At 71.7% G+C, this 22,024-nt stretch carries 19 protein-coding genes; 4 read left to right on the forward strand and 15 right to left on the reverse strand.

The window, feature by feature from the left end; all coding sequences use genetic code 11:
* Positions 1-82 precede the first annotated feature (82 nt).
* From ACWDS7_RS13620 to aceB, 9 genes are all read right to left on the reverse strand, one after another.
* Positions 83-724: a response regulator gene (locus ACWDS7_RS13620; RefSeq protein WP_451929528.1), complete on the reverse strand. Its 642-nt coding sequence runs from the start codon at positions 722-724 to the stop codon at positions 83-85.
* On the reverse strand, positions 717-1,961 hold the full coding sequence (locus ACWDS7_RS13625; protein ID WP_451929529.1) for a sensor histidine kinase: 1,245 nt from the start codon (positions 1,959-1,961) through the stop codon (positions 717-719). The genes ACWDS7_RS13620 and ACWDS7_RS13625 overlap by 8 nt, the downstream gene beginning before the upstream one ends.
* Before the next feature lie 7 nt (positions 1,962-1,968).
* Positions 1,969-2,676 (reverse strand): ABC transporter permease, encoded by a 708-nt coding sequence (locus ACWDS7_RS13630; protein ID WP_451929530.1) that lies wholly within the window; start codon positions 2,674-2,676, stop codon positions 1,969-1,971.
* A gap of 7 nt (positions 2,677-2,683) precedes the next feature.
* The gene (locus tag ACWDS7_RS13635) at positions 2,684-3,592 is read right to left on the reverse strand and encodes an ABC transporter ATP-binding protein (RefSeq protein WP_306857075.1); all 909 of its coding nucleotides are present in this window, start codon (positions 3,590-3,592) and stop codon (positions 2,684-2,686) included.
* A gap of 186 nt (positions 3,593-3,778) precedes the next feature.
* Positions 3,779-4,519: an IclR family transcriptional regulator gene (locus tag ACWDS7_RS13640; RefSeq protein ID WP_306857076.1), complete on the reverse strand. Its 741-nt coding sequence runs from the start codon at positions 4,517-4,519 to the stop codon at positions 3,779-3,781.
* Between the two features lie 88 nt (positions 4,520-4,607).
* A complete protein-coding gene (locus ACWDS7_RS13645) occupies positions 4,608-5,846 on the reverse strand; it encodes a (Fe-S)-binding protein (protein WP_451929531.1) in 1,239 nt (412 codons plus the stop codon).
* A 1-nt stretch (position 5,847) separates the two neighbouring features.
* A complete protein-coding gene (locus ACWDS7_RS13650) occupies positions 5,848-7,134 on the reverse strand; it encodes an FAD-binding oxidoreductase (protein WP_451929532.1) in 1,287 nt (428 codons plus the stop codon).
* Positions 7,134-8,591 carry an FAD-linked oxidase C-terminal domain-containing protein gene (locus ACWDS7_RS13655; RefSeq protein ID WP_451929533.1) on the reverse strand — a complete coding sequence of 486 codons (1,458 nt, stop codon included), beginning with the start codon at positions 8,589-8,591 and terminating at the stop codon, positions 7,134-7,136. The genes ACWDS7_RS13650 and ACWDS7_RS13655 overlap by 1 nt, the downstream gene beginning before the upstream one ends.
* 168 nt (positions 8,592-8,759) lie before the next feature.
* Positions 8,760-10,346, reverse strand: coding sequence for a malate synthase A (gene aceB, locus ACWDS7_RS13660; protein WP_451929534.1), 1,587 nt, complete (start codon positions 10,344-10,346; stop codon positions 8,760-8,762).
* A gap of 249 nt (positions 10,347-10,595) precedes the next feature.
* Between aceB and ACWDS7_RS13665 the strand changes: the two genes are divergently transcribed.
* On the forward strand, positions 10,596-11,291 hold the full coding sequence (locus tag ACWDS7_RS13665) for a DUF4097 family beta strand repeat-containing protein (protein ID WP_451929535.1): 696 nt from the start codon (positions 10,596-10,598) through the stop codon (positions 11,289-11,291).
* A 133-nt stretch (positions 11,292-11,424) separates the two neighbouring features.
* Positions 11,425-12,882 carry a GTPase HflX gene (hflX, locus tag ACWDS7_RS13670; RefSeq protein ID WP_370879586.1) on the forward strand — a complete coding sequence of 486 codons (1,458 nt, stop codon included), beginning with the start codon at positions 11,425-11,427 and terminating at the stop codon, positions 12,880-12,882.
* A gap of 169 nt (positions 12,883-13,051) precedes the next feature.
* Here hflX and ACWDS7_RS13675 read toward each other — a convergent pair whose 3' ends face one another.
* From ACWDS7_RS13675 to ACWDS7_RS13700, 6 genes are read right to left on the reverse strand one after another with little or no spacing between them, the layout of a single operon-like run.
* A complete protein-coding gene (locus ACWDS7_RS13675; protein WP_451929536.1) occupies positions 13,052-14,647 on the reverse strand; it encodes a SpoIIE family protein phosphatase in 1,596 nt (531 codons plus the stop codon).
* A complete protein-coding gene (locus ACWDS7_RS13680) occupies positions 14,640-16,331 on the reverse strand; it encodes an ATP-binding response regulator (protein WP_451929537.1) in 1,692 nt (563 codons plus the stop codon). Before ACWDS7_RS13680 ends, ACWDS7_RS13675 begins: the two co-directional genes overlap by 8 nt.
* On the reverse strand, positions 16,328-17,338 hold the full coding sequence (locus ACWDS7_RS13685) for a SpoIIE family protein phosphatase (protein ID WP_451929538.1): 1,011 nt from the start codon (positions 17,336-17,338) through the stop codon (positions 16,328-16,330). The genes ACWDS7_RS13680 and ACWDS7_RS13685 overlap by 4 nt, the downstream gene beginning before the upstream one ends.
* A complete protein-coding gene (locus ACWDS7_RS13690; RefSeq protein WP_306857090.1) occupies positions 17,326-17,727 on the reverse strand; it encodes an anti-sigma regulatory factor in 402 nt (133 codons plus the stop codon). The genes ACWDS7_RS13685 and ACWDS7_RS13690 overlap by 13 nt, the downstream gene beginning before the upstream one ends.
* A complete protein-coding gene (locus ACWDS7_RS13695) occupies positions 17,724-18,104 on the reverse strand; it encodes an STAS domain-containing protein (protein WP_306857092.1) in 381 nt (126 codons plus the stop codon). The genes ACWDS7_RS13690 and ACWDS7_RS13695 overlap by 4 nt, the downstream gene beginning before the upstream one ends.
* The gene (locus ACWDS7_RS13700) at positions 18,104-18,988 is read right to left on the reverse strand and encodes an STAS domain-containing protein (RefSeq protein ID WP_451929539.1); all 885 of its coding nucleotides are present in this window, start codon (positions 18,986-18,988) and stop codon (positions 18,104-18,106) included. The genes ACWDS7_RS13695 and ACWDS7_RS13700 overlap by 1 nt, the downstream gene beginning before the upstream one ends.
* A gap of 860 nt (positions 18,989-19,848) precedes the next feature.
* Between ACWDS7_RS13700 and hutI the strand changes: the two genes are divergently transcribed.
* The gene (gene hutI / locus ACWDS7_RS13705) at positions 19,849-21,057 is read left to right on the forward strand and encodes an imidazolonepropionase (RefSeq protein WP_306857094.1); all 1,209 of its coding nucleotides are present in this window, start codon (positions 19,849-19,851) and stop codon (positions 21,055-21,057) included.
* 91 nt (positions 21,058-21,148) lie between these two features.
* Complete coding sequence (locus ACWDS7_RS13710; protein WP_451929540.1) at positions 21,149-21,994, forward strand: DegV family protein; 846 nt, start codon at positions 21,149-21,151, stop codon at positions 21,992-21,994.
* The last annotated feature ends 30 nt before the right edge of the window (positions 21,995-22,024 follow it).

Below are 22,024 nucleotides of genomic sequence, written 5' to 3' on the forward strand. Positions count from 1 at the left end.
GGGGCCGCGCGCTCCGGCCGCCTCGCGGGTGGGGGCCGTGTGCTCCGGCCGCCCCCTCCGGCCGGGCCGGGTGTCAGCGCGTCTACCGGGGGCCGAGCGTCAGCACGCCGCGTTCGAACGCCACCGCCACGGCGGCCGCGCGGTCGTTCACGCCGAGCTTGGCGTAGATGTGCAGCAGGTGGGTCTTGACCGTCGCCTCGCTGATGAACAGGCGGCGGGCGGCCTCCCGGTTGGTGGCCCCCCGGGCGATCAGGCCGAGGACCTCCAGCTCGCGCGGGCTCAGCGGCTCCACGGGGGTCCGCATCCGGCCGAGGAGGCGGGTCGCCACCGACGGGGAGAGCACGGCCTCGCCGCGGGCCGCCGACTGGACCGCCCGGATCAGATCCTCCTGCGGCGCGTCTTTGAGCAGGTAGCCGGTGGCTCCCGCCTCGACGGCGGGCAGGACGTCGCTGTCGGTGTCGTAGGTGGTGAGCACGAGGACGCCCGCCGTGACGCCGCGCTCGGCCAGCCGCCTGATCGCCGTCACACCGTCCATCCGGGGCATCCGCAGATCCATCAGGATCACGTCGGGGCGCAGCTCCTCGGCGAGGGCGACCGCCTCGGCCCCGTCGCCGGCCTCGCCGACCACCTCGAACCGCGGATCGCGGCTGAACATGCCGCGCAGGCCGTCGCGGACGACGGGATGGTCGTCGGCGACCAGCAGCCGGATGGGAGGGTCACCCATCGCGGGCCTCCAGCGAGATCGCCGGCAGGCTCGCGGAGACGGCGGTGCCCTGACCGGGCTCCGACTCGATCTCCAGCGTCCCGGCGAGCCTGCTCACCCGCTGCCGCATGGCGGCCAGCCCGAAGCCGCCGCCCGCGCCTGCGGGGCCGGGCCGGAACCCGACGCCGTCGTCACGGACGTCCAACGTGATCACCTCGCCCATGTAGGAGAGCGTAAGCCCGACCCGGGAGGCGTGCGCGTGGCCGGCGACGTTGGCCAGCGCCTCCTGCGCCGCGCGCAGCAGGGTCACCTCGACCTCGGGGTGCAGGGGCCGTGCCGTACCGGTCGTGGCGACCTCGACGGCCACCCCGCTGATGTGCGACCAGCGACGTGCCACGTCCGCAAGCGCGTCGGGGAGGCGGGCCGTCTCCAGGACCTGCGGGCCCACGGCGTGCACGGTACGGCGGGCCTCGGTGAGACTCTCCCGGGCCAGCCGGACGGCGTTGTCCAGATGACGCTCCTGTTCGGCGGGGCACTGCCCGGCCTGCCTGGCCGCCTGGACCTGGGTGATGATCCCGGCCAGCCCCTGGGCGATCGTGTCGTGGATCTCCCGTGCCACCCGCTGGCGCTCGTCCAGCACTCCGGCCTCCCGGGCCTGGACCAGCAACTGCGCGTGCAGCCCGGTGTTCTCCCGCATCGTCGCCTCCAGCCGGCTGTTGGCCTCGGCCAGCTCCGCGATCATCTCCTTGCGCTGCGCGCTCTGCTCGGCCGTCACCTCTCCCACCAAGCTGAACAGCGCGACCATCCCCACGATGGCCCCGACGAACAGCAGGTGGAACAGGGCCGCGGACAGGGTGGCGGGCGGCCCTCCGTAGACGGCGGTCACCGTGATCGCGGCGGTGCCGGTGACCCCCGCCAGCCTCCAGCTCCCCGGCAGGAACCGCCAGGAGTGCAGGTAGCCGGTGAAGCCGAAGAACGGGATGAACCAGAAGCTCCTGGAGACCAGCACCGCGATGAGGACCAGCAGCCCCGCGCAGTAGATCCCCATCAGGAACGGGCGCGCCTGCCGGCCGGGACGCAGGGTCACCATCCACAGGATCCAGGCGCCGGCCAGCAGGGCGATGGCCGGCGTGCCCAGCCGGTCGGCCCCGGAGCGGCCGTCGGTGAGCCACGCCAGCGCCGTGGAGATCGCCAGCAGCGCGTAGGGAGCGGCGTCGGTGAGCCGTGCCAGGCGCCGTTCCCAGAGGTCGAGCCGCATGTTCCGCCTACTCCCAGCGGAAGAGCCTGGCCGCGACCGCGCCGACGGCCAGGGCGTATCCCGCCATCACGCAGATGAGCAGGGGCTGCGCCGCGGCCCCGGCCCAGGCGTCGTGGACGGCCTGGCGGAAGGCTCCGAGCGGGGTGAACTCCCCGATGTGGGCCAGCACGGCGGGCATCATCTCCTTAGGCTGCATCAGCCCGCCCAGAAAGGCCAGCGGGAAGTACAGCAGCACGCCGACGCCGTTGGCGACGCGGCCGCTCGGCGCCAGCGCGGCGATCACCAGGCCGATGGAGAAGACCGACGCGACGCCCAGGACGAAGGTCAGCAGGAACTGCGCGGGCCGGGCGGGCGCGGTGGCGCCGAGGAAGGCCAGCGCCATCCCCATGAGCAGCGCGGCGGCGACGGCCGCGAACGCCGTCTGGAGGACCAGCTGCACGGTCAGCATCGTCACCGGCCGGACCGGGGTGGTCGACAGCCGCCGCAGGATCCCTCTCTCACGGTAGGTGGCCAGGGTCGTCGGCACCATGTACAGGCCCACCAGCCCGATGGCGATCGTCAACGTCATCGTGGGGAGCACGGTGTCGCCGGGCGAGCTGGTGGAACTGAAGACCAGCAGGATGAAGAGCGGGACGATGAGAGTGAAGATCGAGCCTGGGTCGCGGAGCAGCAGCTTGGTCTCCACCAGGGCGAGCTTGGGAAAGCCGGTCATCATGATCTCCTCAGGCTTCGAAGGGGCGGCCGGTCAGCGCGATGAACGCGTCGTCGAGCGTGCGCTGGTCCATGCGCAGGTCCGCCACCAGGACATGGTCACGGGCCAGCGCGGCGGTCACCGTGCCGGCGAAGTCACCGGTGCCGGAGACGACGACCTGCCCGCCGGACCGGGTCACCGACACGACCCCCGGCAGGTCCGCCAGCAGGCCGGTGTCGAACTCGGCCATCGGCCGGAACCGCATCTCGTGCTCGGTGTCGACCCGGGCGATCAGGCCGGCCGGGGTGTCGACGGCGACGATCCGCCCGCGGTCGAAGACCGCCACCCGGTCGCAGAGCTCCTCCACCTCGTCCATGAAGTGGCTGACCAGGACCACCGTCACCCCGGTGGCGCGGATCTCCTGGATCAGCTTCCAGGTGGTGCGCCGGGCCTGCGGGTCCAGGCCGGTGGTGAGCTCGTCGAGGAAGGCCACGCGGGGGTTGCCGACCAGGGCCAGCGCGATGAAGAGCCGCTGCTGCTGGCCGCCCGACAGTTTCCCGAACCTCGCGCCGCGCTTGTCGGCCAGCCCCCACCGCTCCAGCAGCGTCCGCCAGTCGAGCGGATCACGGTAGAAGGAGGCGTACAGCTCCAGCGCCTCCCACACCTTGATGTTCTCGGGCAGCTGGGTCTGCTGGAGCTGCACGCCGATCTGCCGGTGCAGCCGGTCGCCGTCCCCGACCGGGTCCAGCCCCAGCACCCGGATCGACCCCCCGTCCGGCCGCCTCAGCCCCTCCACGCACTCCACCGCGGTGGTCTTGCCCGCCCCGTTGGGCCCGAGGATGCCGAAGATCTCGCCCTCTTCCACCGAGAAGGACACCCCCGACAGGGCCGTGTGCTTCCCATAGCGTTTGACCAGGTCGTTCACCTCGATGATTGCCATGGGCCAATCGTGGTCCCCGAGGGTGCCCGCGCGGATCGCCCGGCCGGCCATGACCGGAGCCGTACGCGGTCGATGCCCCGCATCCACCGATCGGTGGATGCGGGGCATCGGATCCGGCCGTCCTCTCCCGCCCGGGTCCCGCGGCCCGCTCCCGCCGGGCGGGCCCGGTCCGCCGGGCCGAGGACCTCAGAAGCTCAGCTCGGAGCCGAAGTCATGCGCGATCTTCCGCATGTCCCTGGCGAGGTCCTCCCGGTCGAGCGCGTCGATCCGTTCGGCCGGACCCGACACCGACATCGCGGCGACCATCCGCGAGCCGTCGTGCACCCCCACGGCCAGGCAGTGCACGCCGAACTCCTCCTCGCCCAGGTCCATCGCGTATCCCTGCTCCCGCACGCGCCCCAGCTCGGCGAGCATGCCGGGCAGGTCGGTGATCGTGCCGGCGGTCCGCCGGGGCATGCCGGTCCGCTCGACGAGCGCGGCCACCTCGGTGTCCGGGCGCCCGGCCATCAGGACCTTCCCCACCGCGGTGCTGTGCGGCAGCACCCGCCTGCCGACCTCGGCGAACATCCGCAGCCGCCGCGGTGAGGGAACCTGGGCGACGTAGACGACGAAGTCGCCCTCCAGCACCGCCAGGTTGGCCGTCTCACCGGACAGCTCGACCATCTTCGTCAGGTACGGCTGCGCCCGGACACCGACCATCCGCTCGGCGACCCCGCTGAGCCGTACCAGGGCGCCGCCCAGCGCGTAACGGCGGTCCGACTCCTGGCGCACGTACCCCCGGTCGAGCAGCGTGCGCAGCAGCCGGTGGATCGTCCCGTACGGCAGGCCGGTGCCGGCCGCGATCTCCGACAGCCCGGCCTGCCCGCCCCGCTCCGCGAGGGCCTCCAGCACGTCCAGCGCCCGGTCGACCGACTGCACCCCACTCATGCGACCTCCTCGCCCGGCGGCGGGGAGTCCGCGTCCGCGGACGCCCCGTGCCCTCTGATCCGCTCGCTGCGCGCTCTGATCCGCCGGCTCATGGCACCGCCGGCAGGCCGCGCAGGGAGGCGTCCAGGACCTGGGCGACGTGCGCGACGGGGATCGCCGCCGCTCCCCGGCGGCGGATCGCCGAGGTGATCTGCATGGTGCACCCGGGGTTGGCCGAGACCAGCAGGTCGGCGCCGGTGGCCAGCACCCGCTCCGCCTTGCGGTCTCCGAGCTCCCGGGCGGCCTCGGGCTGGAGGAGGTTGTAGGTTCCCGCGGAACCGCAGCAGATGGCTGACTCGGCGATCTCTCTCAACTCCAGATCGGGGATGGCGGTGAGCAGTTGACGGGGTTGGGATCGTATCCCCTGCGCGTGGGCCAGGTGACAGGCGTCGTGGTAGGCCACCGTGAGCGGCAGGGGGTGCCGCCGCGCCGCGGGGCCCAGCTCGGCGAGGTATTCCGTCAGGTCGACGGTCCGGATCGCCCGGGCCCGGTCCGCCCACCCGCCTTCCAGGATCTCGGCGTACTCCTTCATGGTCGACCCGCAGCCCGCCGCGTTGACCACGACCGTGTCCACGCCCGCCCGCTCGAAGGTGGCGATCGTCCGCCTGGCGAACCGCTCCGCCTGCCCCTGCTGTCCGGAGTGCAGCGACAGCGCCCCGCAGCAGCCCTGTGAGCGAGGGATGACCACCTCGCATCCCTCCAGCGCGAGCACCCGGGCCGTGGCCGCGTTGACCTGGGGGAAGAACTCGCCCTGCACGCATCCGGTGAGCATCCCGACCGTGGCCCTGCGCCTGCCCCTCGCCTCGACCCTGCGGGGCAGCCGCACCCTCGCCGGGACCGGGGGAGCGAGGTCGGCCATCGCCGCCAGGGACGGGTTGATCCGCTCCAGCCTCGGGGCGATCCTGCGGCGCAGCCCCGCGCTGAGCCGCAGCGGCAGCCGCATCGCCCGCAGCCGCCGGGGATAGGGGAAGAGCTGGAAGACCAGGGCGCGCAGCGCCCGGTCGTCCGGCCGCCGGACGTGCGTCCGCTCCACCTCGGCCCGGGTCTGCTCGATCAGCCGGTCGTATCTGACCCCCGAGGGGCAGGCCGTCACGCACGCCATGCACCCCAGGCAGGCGTCGAAGTGCCCGGCCATCTCCGGCGTCAGCGGCGTGCCCTCGACATGCTGCTTCATCAGGTGGATCCGGCCGCGCGGGGAGTCCATCTCCTCGCCCCACAGGACGTATGTCGGGCATGTGGGCAGGCAGAACCCGCAGTGCACGCAGTCGTTGATCAGCTCGGGGTCCATGTCAGATCCCTCCCACCGACCGGCCGGGAGACATCCTCCGGCCGGGGTCGAACCGTTCCTTGACCCGCCGCATGAGCGGCAGCGCGCTCACCGGGCCCCAGCGGTCCACCCGGCGCGCGAGCCCGTGCGGTGCGGCGAGCACGGTCAGCCCGCCGCCGAGGGGGCCGAGGCCGTCGCGTACGGACGACACGAACCCCGCGAACGCCGAGCCCTCGACGTCCGGAGGCAGGGCGATCTGGAGGATCCCCGACGCCACCGATCCGCGCACCCGCGCGGGCGGCCCGTGCGCCGCGACCGTCCGCAGCGCGTCGCCCACGCGGGCGGGCCGGACCCGCAGTTCCAGCAGCGGCTCGTCGCCGGGCAGCGTCCCCCACCAGCCGGGCGGGCGGTCGGCGACCCGTGCGGCGCCGTACTCACCCATCAGGGCCCGTACGGCCTGCGCCCGGTCCCCGGCCGCGCTCCCCTCGACCAGGGCGGCCACGGTGGGCGCGTCCCGGAGGTCGGGCCAGTCCAGCTCGATCGCGCTCGGCTCGGCCTGGGAGGCCGCGAGTTCGAGGGCGAGCGCGTCCACGCCGGGGAGGGGGCCGGGCCGGCCGTCGCCGTCCCGGAGGTCGGGAGCGGGCATCCGGACGGTGATCCAGCGGCGGTCGCCGGGGATCGGGTGGAGGCGGAAGGCGGCCTCGGTGATGACGCCGAGCGTGCCGTAGGAGCCGGTGAACAGCTTGCCCAGGTCGTAGCCGGCGACGTTCTTGACGACCCTGCCGCCGGATCTGGCGACCGTGCCGTCCGCCAGCACGACCGTGACGCCGATCAGCAGATCGCGGGCCGTGCCGTAGCGGAACCTGCGGGGGCCGGCGGTGGCGGTGGCGAGCACGCCGCCGACCGTGGCGCCGGCGAGCGGAACGTCGAGGGAGAGCTCCTGCCCCCTGGCGGCGAGGGTCTCGGCCAGCGAGTCCGTGGTCACGCCCGCCTGGACGCGGACGACGAGGTCGCCGGAGGCGTGTTCGAGCACCTGGTTCAGGCCGCAGGTGTCGAGCAGCAGGTCGCAGCGCTCCGGCGGGGGACCCCAGTGCAGTTTGGTGCCGCCGCCGACCGGGACCACGGCGAGATCGTGCTCGGCCGACAGGCGCGTCAGCGCGGCGACCTCCTCGGTGGTCTCGGGCAGCGCCACCCAGCGGGGCAGGACCCCGGCCACGGCGTCGCCCGGCCCGGCCCGCCGGACCGTCACGCCTGTCTGGCGCAGCGCGTCCGTCAGGGGGGCCGCGCCCGTCCCGTGCAAGGCGTCCATCAGAACTGTTCCGCCTGTCCTGACTCGACCAGCGGGTGCACGCCCTTGCGGACTCCCGGGACCTCGCCGCACAGGCGTGGGGTGGGGAAGACCTTGCCCGGGTTCGACAGGCCGCGGGGGTCGAAGGCGCAGCGCACCAGCTGCATGGTGTCGAGATCGTCGTCGGAGAACATTTTTGTCATATATCGCGACTTGTCCACACCGACACCGTGTTCGCCGGTGATGGATCCGCCGTGCTCGACGCAGAGGTCGAGGATCCTTCCCGAGACCAGCGTGGCCCGCTCGCCCGCGCCGGGCTCCGCGTCGTCGAACAGCACCAGCGGATGCAGGTTGCCGTCACCGGCGTGGAAGACGTTGGCCACCCGGATGCCGTACTCGCGCGACAGCCGGTCGATGCTCGCCAGCACCTCCGGCAGCGCGGTCCTGGGCACGACCCCGTCCTGCACGATGTAGGCGGGGCTGATCCGGCCCACCGCGGCGAAGGCCGACTTGCGGCCCTTCCAGATCGCGGCCCGCTCCGCCGGGTCGGCGGCGACCCGCAGCTCGAACGCGCCGCTCTCCCGGCAGATCCGGGTCACCTCGCCGAACTGGTGCGCGACCTCCGCGGCGGGGCCGTCCAGCTCCACGATGAGCACCGCCCCGGCGCCGTCGGGGTAGGCGCAGGCCACGGCCGCCTCGGCCGCCTCGATCGCCAGGGCGTCCATCATCTCGATCGCGGCGGGCAGGATGCCGCCGCCGATGATGGCCGACACCGCCTGGCCGCCCCGCTCGATGCCGTCGAACGCCGCGAGCAGGGTCGTCACGGTCTCCGGGGCCCGCGTCAGCCGTACGGTGACCTTGGTGGCGATGCCGAGCGTGCCCTCCGAGCCGACGAAGGCGCCCAGCAGGTCGTAGCCGGGGTCGGCGTCCGACAGCTCGACGATGTCGCCGTCGGGGGTGACGACCTCCAGGGCGAGCACGTGGTTGACCGTGAAGCCGTACTTCAGGCAGTGCGCGCCGCCGGAGTTCTCCGCGACGTTGCCGCCGATGGAGCAGACCTGCTGGCTGGAGGGGTCGGGCGCGTAGTAGTAGCCCTGGTCGCGGACCGCCTCGGTGATCGCCAGGTTGGTGACGCCCGGCTCCACCACGGCCCGCCGGTCCGCCAGGTCGATCGAGAGGATCCGCCGCATCTTCGAGGTGACGATCAGCACCCCGTCGGTCCGCGGCAGCGCCCCGCCCGACAGCCCCGTCCCCGCGCCCCTGGCCACGAACGGCACGCCGTGGTCGTTGCAGAGCCGCACCACGGCCGCGATCTGCTCGGCGGTCTCCGGCAGCACGACGACGCCGGGCGTGGCCCGGTGGTGGGTCAGCCCGTCGCACTCATAGGTGCGCAGCCGCACCGGATCGGTGATCACCGCTCCGTGGCCGAGCACCTCCAGCAGGCGCCCGGCCAGTCCGTCGAGTGTCTCCGTCCCCATCGTTCCTCCTCCCGCGTGCGCGGGAGCTGGGCAGTGCCCCTGCTCTCGCGGCCACCCGGTTGATCGAGGACAACATCCCCCTATGTCGCATTCTCGCTCAGGATCGGGGTGCCGGCGCCCCGATGACCGTGCCCGCCCCGGACCACCGGTCCAGGGGCGGGCGCGCTGTCACGGCATGCGCGCGTAGGCGGGCAGAGTGAGGAACTCCGCGAAGTCGTCGTCGAGGGCGACCTCCTTGAACAGGGCGGTGGCCTGGGCGTAGCGGGCCTCGTCGTAGCCGGGCTCGGCCTTGATCCTGGCGAGCTCCTCGTCGATGATCCGCTCGACGAGCTCCTTGGTGACGACGGTCCCGGTGTCGGCGAGCTCGATGTCGTTGTGGATCCACTGCCAGATCTGGGACCGGGAGATCTCCGCGGTGGCGGCGTCCTCCATCAGGTTGTGGATCGCCACCGCGCCCAGACCGCCCATCCAGGCGGCGAGGTAGCGCAGCGCCACGTCCACGTTGTTGCGCAGGCCCGCCTCGGTGATGTCGCCCGGGGTCTTGGAGACCGACAGCAGGTCGGCGGCGGAGACGGAGACGTCCTCGCGCAGGCGGTCGAGCTGGTTCGGCCGGTCGCCGAGGACGCCGTCGAAGACGTCGCGGCAGATCGGGACCAGGTCGGGGTGGGCCACCCAGGAGCCGTCGAAGCCGTCGCCGGACTCGCGGGTCTTGTCGGCGGTGACCTTCTGCAGGGCGACCTTGTTGACCTCGGGGTCGCGGCGGGAGGGGATGAACGCGGCCATGCCGCCGATGGCGTGGGCGCCGCGCTTGTGGCAGGTGCGGACCAGGAGCTCGGTGTAGGCGCGCATGAACGGGGCGGTCATGGTCACCGCGTTCCGCTCGGGCAGCAGGAACTCCCGGCCCCGGGTGCGGAACTTCTTGATCACGCTGAACAGGTAGTCCCAGCGGCCGGCGTTCAGCCCGGCGGAGTGGTCGCGGAGCTCGTAGAGGATCTCCTCCATCTCGAACGCGGCCGGGTAGGTCTCGATCAGGACGGTCGCGCGGACCGTGCCCTGCGGGATGCCCAACAGGTCCTGGGCCCTGACGAAGACGTCGTTCCAGAGGCGCGCCTCCAGGTGCGACTCCATCTTGGGCAGGTAGAAGTAGGGGCCCTTGCCCTTGGCGATCTGCCGCTGCGCGCAGTGGAAGAAGTAGAGGCCGAAGTCGACCAGCGAGGCGGAGAACGGGGCGCCGTCGAGGGTGAGGTGCTTCTCCTCCAGGTGCCAGCCGCGCGGGCGGACCACGATGGTGGCGAGCTCCTCGTCGGGCTTGAGCGCGTAGCTCTTGCCACCGGCCGAGAAGTCGATGGCCCGGTCCAGCGCGTCGCGCAGGTTGAGCTGGCCGTTGACGGTGTTCTCCCAGGTGGGGGCATTGGCGTCTTCGAAGTCGGCCAGCCAGACCTTGGCGCCGGAGTTGAGCGCGTTGATCGTCATCTTCCGGTCCACCGGGCCGGTGATCTCCACGCGGCGGTCGGTCAGGCCGGGCGCGGGCGGGGCGACCCGCCATTCGGACTCGCGCACGTGCCTGGTCTCGGGCAGGAAGTCGAGGGTGCCGCCGGCCGACAGCTCGGCCTGGCGAGCCTGCCGGGCCTCCAGCAGCTCAAGGCGCCGAGCGCCGAACTCGCGCTGGAGGGCGGCCAGGAAGGCCAGTGCCTCCGGCGTGAGGATCTCGTCGTAGCGGTCCTGCGAGGGGCCGGTGATCTCAACGCCGTCCATGAGCTTCCTTTCCACATCATGGAAAAAAACTTCTGAATTGTGGAATCGACGCTACTGGATGGCCCCTTCCCGGTCAAAGACAGGGTCGGCTAAGGGCAGAGTCGGGGGAGTCCCTGATACGCCGGGGCCCCGCGCCCGGTCACAGTTGAGTCGGCTCCCTCCACGGAGGGGGACTCCCTCCGCGGAGGGAGTCGAGAACGGATCGCGAGAGGGAGGCGGAACGCCTCCCCGGAGTTGAGGATTGGGCTCATGAAGCAGAACACGATCGTCGCGGGGGCGCTTCTGGGCTCGGTGCTCCTGCTGTCCGGTTGCCAGATGAACTTCGACTTCGGCAGGCAGGAGCAGGAGGTCGTCTCCTACGACGTCACCGGCGACCTGAAAGTCCTGGACGCCCACACCGGATCCGGGGACATCGTGGTCACCGGGTCCGACCGCTCCGGCGCGCGGGTGACCGAGACGCTCCACTGGAGCGGGGACAGCGGCGACAGGCCCACGACCGAGCACCCCGTGGCCGGCGGGACGCTCTCGCTGCGCCACAAGTGCCCCAAGGGGAACTGCTCGGTCGACTACAGGATCGAGATCCCCAAGGGGCTCAGCGTCAAGCTGGACACCGGTTCGGGCAACCTCACGCTGCGCGGGCTGGAGGGCGAGGTGGAGGCCGACACCGGCTCCGGCACCGTCGAGGCCGGCACCCTGGGCTCCAAGCGCTTCACCGCCGAGACCGGCAGTGGCGAGGTCGAGGTGAAGTTCACCTCCGCGCCGGACCACGTCGAGGTCCGCACCGGCTCGGGCGGCGCCACGGTACGGCTGCCGCAGGGCTCCTACGACGTCACCGCCGAGGCCGGCGCCGGTGAGAAGGTCGTCCAGGTCACCGACGACCCCTCCGCTCCCAGGACCGTCGTGGTGAGGACGGGTTCCGGGGACGCCAAGGTCCTGCCCTCCTGAGGACGCCGGCCCCCGCCCCGGGTTCTCTGCCGAAAACGGTCGATAACCAGATGAGACGCGGGCGTTCACGTGGCACCATCGAAGGGAAGAGACCCGAGGGGTTCAGGCGTTCAACTCTTCGGAGAGGACGCATATGAACCACGCACCTGAATGGAGCAACGACATAGACACTCGTGAGCCGCTGGACATTGACCAGTTCGACGACCTGCCCGATCTCGGTGAGATGGACCTGGCCGAGCGCCAGGCGCTACGCCGGGTCGCGGGGCTCTCCACGGAGCTCGAGGACGTCACCGAGGTCGAATACCGCCAGCTGCGACTTGAGCGGGTCGTTCTGGTGGGCGTCTGGACCTCGGGCACGGCGACCGACGCCGAAAACTCACTCCTGGAGCTGAAGCTCCTCGCCGAGACCGCGGGTTCGGAGGTGCTGGAAGGTGTGATCCAGCGCCGCCAGAAGCCCGACACGGCCACCTACATCGGTTCGGGCAAGGCCCAGGAGCTCGCCGACATCGTCTCCGCCACCGGCGCCGACACCGTCGTGTGCGACGGCGAGCTGAGCCCCGGCCAGCTCCGCCAGCTCGAAGAGGTCGTCAAGGTCAAGGTCATCGACCGGACCATGCTGATCCTCGACATCTTCGCCCAGCACGCCAAGAGCCGTGAGGGCAAGGCGCAGGTGGAGCTCGCCCAGCTCAACTACCTGCTGCCGCGCCTGCGCGGCTGGGGTGGCAACCTGTCCCGGCAGGTGGGCGGACGCGCCGCGGGCGGCGTCGGCATGGGCGGCCGTGGCCCCGGTGAGACCAAGATCGAGCTGGACCGCCGCCGGATCCGCGAGCGGATGGCCAAGCTGCGCCGCCAGATCGCCGAGATGACCACCTCGCGCGTGACCAAGCGGGCGCGGCGGCTGGAGCGCGAGGTCCCGGCCGTGGCCATCGCCGGCTACACCAACGCGGGCAAGTCCTCGCTGCTGAACCGGCTGACCGGGGCCGGCGTGCTGGTCGAGGACGCCCTGTTCGCCACGCTGGACCCGACGGTCCGCAAGGCGCACACGCCCGAGGGCCGGCTGTTCACGCTGGCCGACACCGTCGGATTCGTCCGGCACCTGCCGCACCAGCTCGTCGAGGCCTTCCGCTCCACGCTGGAGGAGGTCGGCGACGCCGACCTGATCCTGCACGTGGTCGACGGCTCGCACCCCGACCCGGAGTCGCAGCTCGCCGCCGTGCGGGAGGTGTTCGCCGACATCGAGGGCGCCCGCGACATCCCGGAGATCGTGGTCATCAACAAGGCCGACGTCGCCGACCCGGTGGTGCTGGCCCAGCTGACCGCGCGCGAGAAGCACACCGTCGTGGTCTCGGCCCGCACCGGCGCCGGGATCGACGAGCTGCTGGCCGTCATCGAGCGCGAGCTGCCCCGCTTCGACCAGGAGGTCAGGCTGCTCGTGCCGTACCAGCGCGGTGACCTGATCTCCCGGGCGCACCAGGAGGGCGAGGTGCTCGGGATCGAGCACACCGAGGAGGGCACGATCCTGCACGCCAGGGTCCTGCCCAGCCTCTTCGCCGAGCTGGAGAGGACCGCCAAGCCGGTCGAGACCGTCTGACGGCCGTCGGCGTCACGCCCCGCCCTACCCCCCTCCGGGGGTGGTACGGCGGGGCGTCGCATGTCCGGGGCGGGGGCATGTCCGGGGTCGGCGGGGCCGCGGGCCGGGGCCGGGCATGTCCGGAGCCGGCGGGGCCGCGGGCCGGTGCCGCGGTGGCACCGGACGGGGCTCAGGGAGAGGCGCTCCCGGCCGCCACGCGGCGGAACGCCACCAGCGCCACGTCGTCCTCGCGGGCGCCGAACTGCTTGATGAGCCGGTCGCAGAAGAGCTCCAGATCTTCTTCCACGGTCTCCGCCAGCTGCCGCACGATCTCCAGGCTCTCGTCGAGCAGCTTGTCGCGGTCCTCGATGAGCCCGTCGGTGAACATCAGCGCGCATCCCCCCGGCGGCAGGGTCAGCCGGTCGACCCGGTAGGTCTCCTCGGCCACGCCGAGCAGCAGGTTGCCCAGGAGGTGGTAGCGGGGCTCGCCGCCGCCGACGAGCAGGGGCGGGATGTGGCCCGCGTTGGCGATCTCCATCTCCCCGGTCTCCGGGTCGATGAGGATCAGGCACACGGTGGCGGTCATGCCCGGGTGGTAGCGCCGGAGCACGTCGTTGAGCAGGGCCATGGACGTGCCCAGGTCCACCGTGCCGATGAGCGAGGCGCGCAGCGCGTGGCGGAGCTCCGCCATGACCGTCGCGGCGAGCAGGGAGTGCCCCTGGACGTCGCCGATGGCGACGAGCACCCGCTCGCCCAGCCGCAGCACCTCGTAGAAGTCGCCGCCGACCTCGATGTTGTCGACGGCCGGCTGGTATCGCCAGCCGATCGCCAATCCGGGCGTCTCCGGGATCCGCGCGGGCAGGAGGCTGCGCTGCAGGGTGAGGGCGATCGCGTGCTCCTCGGTGTAGGCGCGCAGCGCGTCCACCGTCAGGGCCAGGGCCTGGCCGAGCTGGCGAAGGATGTTGAGCTCGTCCCCGCCGAGCGGTTGGGCCGCCTCCACCCCGAGATAGACGGGCGGTCTGCCGACCTTGGTACGGCACAGCACGGCCGAGACGTCACCGCTGATGTCGGCGTCGGGCATCAGCTTCAGCCAGTCGCCGGTCGAGATCGTGAAGACCTCCGTGCCGGCCGCGTTGCCCAGGGACATCGCGCTCAGCGCCAGCAGCGTCTCCGGCGCCGCGGCCTTGGAGACGGCGACGCTCTGCGGAGGTTTGGCGGCGAACCTGCGGATCCGGCCGTCCGGCGGGAGCGCGAGCGCTCCCGCGTGCCTGCCGAGGATCCGGGCGGCGCCTTCGACCGCCGTGGCGAGGAGCCGCTCGAAGGTGTCGGCGGAGTTCATCGCGAGGGTGACCTCGGTGAGGGACGCCAGCCGCTCGGCCATCCGCTCCGCCCGCTGCCGCGCGCGGTAGTAGCGCAGCGTGGCCTCGACCGTCGCCGCGAACTCGTCGGGTTCGACCGGCTCCGCCAGGTAGGCGTCGGCTCCGCGTTCGAGGCCCTGGGCCCGGTCGGCGGGGCTGATCGCCGCCCCGGAGATCTGGATGACGGGTATCGAGGAGGTCGCCGCGTCGGCCTTGATCTGCTCGCAGACCTCGTAGCCGCTGATGTCGGGCAGCCGCACGTCGAGGACGACCAGGTCCGGCCGGAGCTCCCTGACCTTGGCGAGCGCCTCCAGACCGCCGGTGGCCTGCACGACCTGGTGCCCCGAGCGCCGCAGCCAGCTGGACAGGATGTAGAGCTTGGTCGGCGTGTCGTCCACGACCAGCACCGTCGCGGATCCCTCATTCATCGCGATGCCCCAGGGTGTTCCGTACGGCCTCCAGCAGGCTCTCCCTGCTCAGCCCGTGTTTGGAGATCACGGTAGCGGCTCCCCGCGGGTACTGGCTGGAGGAGGCCACGGTGACCACGAGCACCGGCACCCCGCGCAGCCGCTCGTCGTCGGCCATCCGCTGCATCAGGGCCGCGCCGTCGAGCCGGGGCATCAGCAGGTCGATCAGCGCGAGATCCGGCGGGTGCTCCGTCATCGCCTCCAGCGCCACCAGCCCGTCGGAGGCCTCGTCGACGTGGGCGGCGAACCCGGTGAGCATCCGCCGGACGGTGGCGCGGAACTCCTCGTCGTCGTCGGCGACGAGCACCCGGTCGATCACCGGTGCCGCGCCGTGCCGGTGCGGCAGCCGCAGGGTCACCGTGGTGCCCTCACCCACCGCGCTGGCCAGCCGGAGCGTGCCCCCCATCGCCTGGGCGAGGCGGCGGGCGTACGGCAGGCCGAGCCCGGTCCCCCTGGTCCGTAGCTGGATCGGCCCCGGCACCTGGAAGAATTCCTCGAAGACGTGCTCCAGATGCTCCGCGGGGACGCCGATCCCGGTGTCGGTCACCTCGAAGACCATCTCCTCGGTGCCGGCGTCGACGCGCACGCTGAGCCCGACCTCGCCCTCCTCGGTGAACTTCAGCCCGTTGGACAGCAGGTTGCGCAGGATCCGGGTGAGCATCACCTCGTCGGCGAGCAGCTCCTCCGCCCCGTCCGCGACCTCGACCGAGAGTGTGACCAGGTCGGTGCCGCTGGTGGGGCGCAGTGTCATGCGCAGCCGTTCGGCCAGCGCGACCAGGTCCACCGCGGACGGCTGCGGGTCGAGCCGCCCCGCCTCGGCCTTGGCCATGTCGAGCAGCTCGCTCACCAGGGACAGGAGGGTCTCCGCCGAGGAGCCGATGAGCTGGATCTGGTGGAGCTGCTCCTGCGCCAGCGGGTCGCCGCCGGGGCCGACCAGGAGGCGGACCAGGCCGATGATCGAGTTGAGCGGGGTGCGCAGCTCGTGGCTGACCGTGGCCCAGAACCTGTTCCTGGCGTCGCTGGCCTCCCGTAGCTGCGCGGACTTCTCATCCAGCTCCGCGTACAGTGCCACGACGCCGCGGTTGGTCTCCTCCAGCTCCTCAGAGAGCTGGTTGTACAGGGCGAGCACGCCCTGGTTGGTCTCCTGCAGCTCGGTGTTGAGCTGCAGGACCTCCTCCAGGGTGGCGGCGAGCTCGCGGTTCTGCTGGCGCAGCTCCTCGAGGGCGGTGGCCGGGGTCAGCCGGGCGAGCTTGGCGCGGATCTCCTCCACGGATGGCCTGGGGCGGCCGCTCGGGAGCCGTTTGAGCATGTTTATCCGTCCCATGGCGGGATCGAGCTCGATCGCGTCGACGAGACGCCCCGCCAGCGTCACGCCGTCGGCCGGCCGCAGGTCGGCCGGTGCCGACAGGTCGATCCTGATGATCAGGCTGTCGAGTCCGATCAGGAAGGCGGCGGACGCGCCGGTGCCCTCGCTCAGGACCTCCCGCCCGATCTCGCTCAGCGCGGTGGCCACCCGGATCTGGTCCTGGCTCTCCAGCCCGACCGCCTCCGCCACCTCACGGCCCAGCTTGCGCATGGCGAAGACGTCCTGGTCGTTCAGGACGGGGATCCGGATCAGCTCCTGCCCGGTCGTGTCGGCCGTCATGTCCACGGCCTCACGGCGACCACGCAGGCGTCGTCCCTGCGGGTGCCCGCGTCGCGCAGCAGCGTGGCGGCGACGACGGAGGGGGTGCGGGTGACGAGTCCGGGATAGGAGGTGATGTCCCAGCGGTCGGAGAGTCCGTCGGAGTGGAGCACGATCATGCTGTGCGGCGGCACGGCGTATTCGTACTGGCGCAGGGTGCGGGCCTTGTGCCCGGCGATGCCCGGCACCGAGATCATTCCCTGCCGGCCCTCCTGGTGGGTGATCCACGCCGCGACGTTGCCGAGGCCGGCGAAGCTCACCACGCCCGTCGCCCGGTCGATCCGGGCCACGGCGACCGCGCCGCCCCTGGTCGAGCCGAGCCCCTGGTGGATCCGCTCCAGGACGGTGGCCGGGGCGAGGTCCGCGTGCCGGAGGAACAGCCGTACCGCCTCCTGCGAGGCGTAGGCCGCCGCGCTGCCGTGGCCGAGCCCGTCGCAGAGCATCACGCTCGTCGTCGTGCCGGTATCGGCGCTGGCGAACGCGTCGCCGCAGACGGTCTCCTCGCCGATCGGCCGGGTCACGCCGCTCAGCCGCGACTCGGGGCGCGGGGCGCCGCGCGCGGTGAAGTACATGCCGAGCACCGTGCCCCGGCCGGGCATGGAGTGAACCTCGTATCCGCTCGCCATCCGCGCGATGCCGCCCATGCCGATGCCGAGCGTGCCCGCGGTGGAGTAGCCGTCGCGCAGGGCGCGGGAGACGTCGCGCATGCCGGGCCCCCGGTCGATCGCGATGACCTCGATCGCCGAGTCCAGCTCGGGATGCGGCCGGATCAGCATGGTCCCCTCGACGGCGTGTTTGACCAGGTTCGAGGCGGCCTCGCTCACCGCGACGGCCACCCGCCCGGCGTCTTCTTCGTCGAACCCCCGGGCCTCGGCGAGGGTGACGGCGGCACGGCGGAGGGAGCCGATCGCGCTGGCGTCCTCGGCCCGTGTCCAGGTGTCGTTCTGGGAACGGATCACCGTGCCCATTTCGTCACCGTGACCAGCGTTCCTTCACCGGGAGCCGACCGCAGGTCGAATTCGTCCACCAGGCGGCGCGAGCCGCTGAGGCCGAGGCCGAGGCCGCCGCCGGTGGTCCATCCGTCGGTGAGCGCCTGTTCGATGTCGGGAATGCCGGGACCGTCGTCGCTGAAGGCCAGCCGCAGCCCCCGGCGTATGCCGTTGTGCACGATCTCGATCCGCACCTGCCCTCCTCCGGCGTAGACGAGCGCGTTGCGGGCCAGCTCACTGGCCGCGGTCACCACCTTCGTCTGGTCGACCAGGGAGAGCCCGACGTTCACAGCGGCGGTCCTGACGTGCTGGCGCACCAGGACGACGTCGCTGTTGCTCTTGATGGGCAGCTCGTCGGAGGTCGTCACCGGTCGGCCGCGACGATCTGCGCGCCGTCGATGTGGTTCAGCAGCGCGACTCCCTTTTCGAGGTTGAGCGCGGTGCGCACGCCGCCGAGCGAGAGGCCCAGCTCCACAAGGGTGATCGCCACCGCGGGCCGCATGCCGACGACGACCGTCTCGGCGTCGAGCATGCGGGAGATGGCGGCGATGGTGGCGAGCATGCGCCCGATGAAGGAGTCGACGATCTCCACGGCCGTGATGTCGATGATCACCCCTCGCGCACCGGTCGCGACCACCCGGTCCGCCAGATCCTCCTGCAACGCGAGCACGCTCTGGTCCTGCAGGTCGATCTGGATCGAGACGATGAGGATGTCCCCGAGCTTGAGGACGGGTACGCGGTCCATCACTCCTCCACGGTCCGTACGGCGATGCGGGTCCCCCTGTGCTTGACGAACTCGACGCCGCTCTCCCGGAGCGCGTGCGCCAGCGCGTCGGCCAGCGAGGCCTTGGTCACGATGTCGCCGAACTCGATGCCGAGGGTGACGATGGTGTGGGCGATCTGCGGGCGGATGCCGGAGATCACGCACTCGGCGCCCATCAGCCGTGCCGCCACCACGGTCTTGAGCAGGTGCTGGGCGACCTGGGTGTCCACCGCGGGCACACCGGTGATGTCGATGACCGCGTGCTCGGAACCGGTGTCCACCAGCGTCTGCAGCAGCTTCTCCATCACCACCTGGGTCCTGGCCGAGTCGAGCGTGCCGACCAGCGGCACCGCCACGATGCCCTCCCAGAGCTTGACCACCGGGGTGGACAGCTCCAGGAGCTGCTCGGCCTGATCAATGATGATCTTCTCCCTCGCCTCCGCGTAGGTCTCCATCGTGAAGAGCCCAAGCTCGTCGATGACCTGAGAGAACCAGATGAAACCTCGCAGGGCCTCGGGAGATCCGTCGCTCTCGACGAGCTCGTACAGCGCCTCCTTGAGCCCGAACACCACGATGGCGGTATCGGTCGGGGTGAACCCCTGGCGGGCCCGGGTCCGGGACAGCTCGGCCAGCAGCCCGCGCAGGTCGCTGGAGGTGCTGGAGTCGGTGGAGTCACCGAACGACTGGCGCAGCGCCTGGTAGAGCTCACGGAGCTGGCCGGCGAGGTCACCGCGGTCCACCTGACCGTTGGAGGAGGAGCCGGCTATCTCCAGCCAGCGCTTGAGGACGGGCGCCTCGTTCTCCTGGAGCAGCTCTTCGATGCGACGCCGGCTGGCGTCCGCGTGGACGGACAAGGTAACTCCCATATGTGCGGCCTTATGGACAGCTCGCACGAAAGATTACACTGAACGTCCTGCTTAGAGCCTATTTCCGGGGGCGCGGGCAGGTCCCGCGCAGAGTGGCGGGAGCCCCGAACCGGGGGGTCGTAGCCGGTCCCGCCACCCGTTCCGAGAATCCCTCCGGCGATGTGACCGTGACTTCTCCAGTGACTTCTCCGGTGGCGTGACCGACTTCTCCGGTGGCGTGACCGCTCGGGGACCGGGAGAGAACGTGATCGCCCGTGGAGCGGGACGGGGCCCGGCGGCCCGCCCGCCGCTCCTCCTGATTCCGGACTGGACGGATCTTCCAGGCTAGGCGGATCGGATGCCGTGTTTCAATGAGCGGGCTTGCCCTGGGAGGGTCTTGTGATGTGCACTGATGGCACGCGAAAGTGGTACAAAAGCCCCAAAGATGACAGTGGTCGGCCGCGGTTTGGATTGCTACCATAAGGCAAATCTGCCGAGATGTTAGGGTGCAAGTTATCCCGGCGACTGCTGTGACAGGCGGGAAAGAAGTGGTCTGAGCAGTGAAAACACGTTCAAGGCCGAGTGTGACCGAGAAACCGGTCCGCCGGAGGCGGCTACGGCGAAGCGGCGTTCTTCCCAATTAGCCTGTACAGCGAGCTCACTTGTGAAATAACGTAACTGAACTGAAATCGCCTGATCATGATCCCGGCGATACTGTCGCCGCACCACGAATATGCGGATGAGAGCAGGAGACCCCCCAATGTCGTCCGGACTCACAATGGATCCGGTGGGCATGGAGCCCGGCATCGGCTGGGTCCGTCCCTCGTTCCCGGAAGCGGTCTCCCTCCCGACGTCTTCCCCTGCGACAAGGCGGTGATGCGATGACGGTCCGCCTTCTGACCAACATCGGCCGGCTCTGGACCGGCAACGACGTGTGCAGCAACGCCGCGATCCTGGTCCACAACGACCGGATCGCCTGGGTCGGCCGTGCCGCCGACCTGCCGCAGAGCGTCCCCGGCGTGGTGGACGACATCGTCGACGTCGACCACGTCGAGAACCTGGGCGGCGCGCTGGTCACGCCCGGCCTGATCGACGCCCACACCCACCCGGTCTACGCGGGCAACCGCTACGCCGAGATGGCGATGCGTTCCGGCGGCTCCACCCCCTCCGCGATCACCGCGGCCGGCGGCGGCATCGGCTCCACCGTCACGGTGACCCGGGGCACCGACCCGTGGACCCTGTGCAACGGCGTCCGCGAGCGCCTGCGCGACTGGCTGCTCAGCGGCACCACCACCGTGGAGGCCAAGACCGGCTACCACCTCACCCGCGACGGCGAGCTGGCCGACGTGCGGCTCCTGCGCGAGCTCGAAAAAGAACCGATGATGCCGCGTGTGCACGTCACGTTCATGGCCGCGCACGTCGTCCCGCCGGAATACTTCGGCCGCCAGCGCGACTACGTCGAGGCCGTGGGCGCCTGGTGCGCCGACGCCGCCGCGGCCGGGGCCGACAGCGTCGACGTCTACTGCGACGAAGGTCACTTCACCACCGACGAGGCCCGCTGGGTCCTCGCCTCGGGGCGCAACGTCGGCCTGCTGCCGCGCGTGCACGCCGGCGCCTACAGCCGCCGCGGCGCCGTCCAGCTCGCCGCCGAGCTCGGCTGCGCCTCCGCCGACCTGCTCCACCACACCTCCGACGAGGACATCGCGATCCTGGCCCGCTACGGCGTCCCCGCCGTGGTCTGCCCGGGGACCGCCCTGCAGCGCGGCAGCCTGCCCCCGGTCCGCCGCATGCTCGCCCAGGGCGTCACGGTGGCCCTCGGCAGCGACCACAACCCCGGCCACTGCGGGATCACCTCGATGTCCCTGGTCATCAGCCTCGCCGTGGCCGCCTTCGGCATGAGCGTCGGTGACGCGCTCCGTGCCGCCACGCTCGGCGGGGCCACCGTCCTCGGCGTCCCCGACCGAGGTGTCCTCGCACCCGGCCGCCTGGCCGACATCGTCCAGTGGGACGCCGACCACGAAGGCGCCTTCGCCTGGGCCTTCGGTCTCAAGCCCCGCCGGGTCTGGCGCGGCGGCACCCCCGTCCAGTAAGGCCGCGCCGCCGTCCGGCGCGCGGTACGGAGAGCGGCCCGGCGGTGACGCCGGTCCCGAGCAGGCATTCTCAGCTGGGTAATCTCTGCATATGTCGCCACCGGTAGCCGTCGTCACGGACTCCACCGCCTATCTTCCGCGGGAGGAGACCTCCCGGCTGGGGATCAGCGTGGTGCCACTCCAGGTCGTGGTGGGCGGCCGGCCGCTCGACGACGTGGCGGAGATCGACGGCGCGAGGATGAACGACGCGCTCAGGGAGTGGGCCCCGGTGACGACCTCCCGGCCCGCTCCCCAGCGCTTCGCCGACGTCTACGACGAGGCCGCGGCGCGGGGCGCGGTCGGCGTCGTCTCCGTCCACCTGTCCGGGGAGATGTCGGGCACGGTCGAGGCGGCCCGTGCCGGGGCCGAAGACGCGCTGATCCCCGTCGAGGTCATCGACAGCAGGTCGATCGCCATGGGGCTGGGTTTCCCCGTCCTCGCCGCCGCCGAAGCCGCGGCCCGGGGCGCGACCCGGACCGAGGTGGCGGACGCCGTCCATCGGTGCATGGCCTCCACCCGTAGCTTCTTCTACGTGGACACCCTGGAATACCTGCGCAGGGGAGGCCGGATCGGCGCCGCGGCGACCCTGCTCGGATCCGCTCTGATGATCAAACCGCTGCTGCACATCGCCGAGGGGGCGATCGTCCCCCTGGAGAAGGTCCGGACCGCCGCCCGGGCCATCGCCCGACTCGAAGACCTCGCCGTCCAGGCCGCCGGGACCGGGCCGGTGAACGTCGCCGTCCAGCACCTCGGCGCCCGATCCCGTGCCGAGGCCCTGGCCGGACGCCTGCCCCAGCGCATCCCCGGGATCGCCAAGGTCACCGTGGTCGAGATGGGCGCGGTCATCGGGGCGCACGCGGGCCCCGGCATGCTCGGCCTGACCCGACGACGTCGGTGACGATCGCCGTGCTGAGGGTCGGCTGATGGC

The sequence above is a fragment of the Streptosporangium sp. NPDC003464 genome (assembly GCF_053588315.1).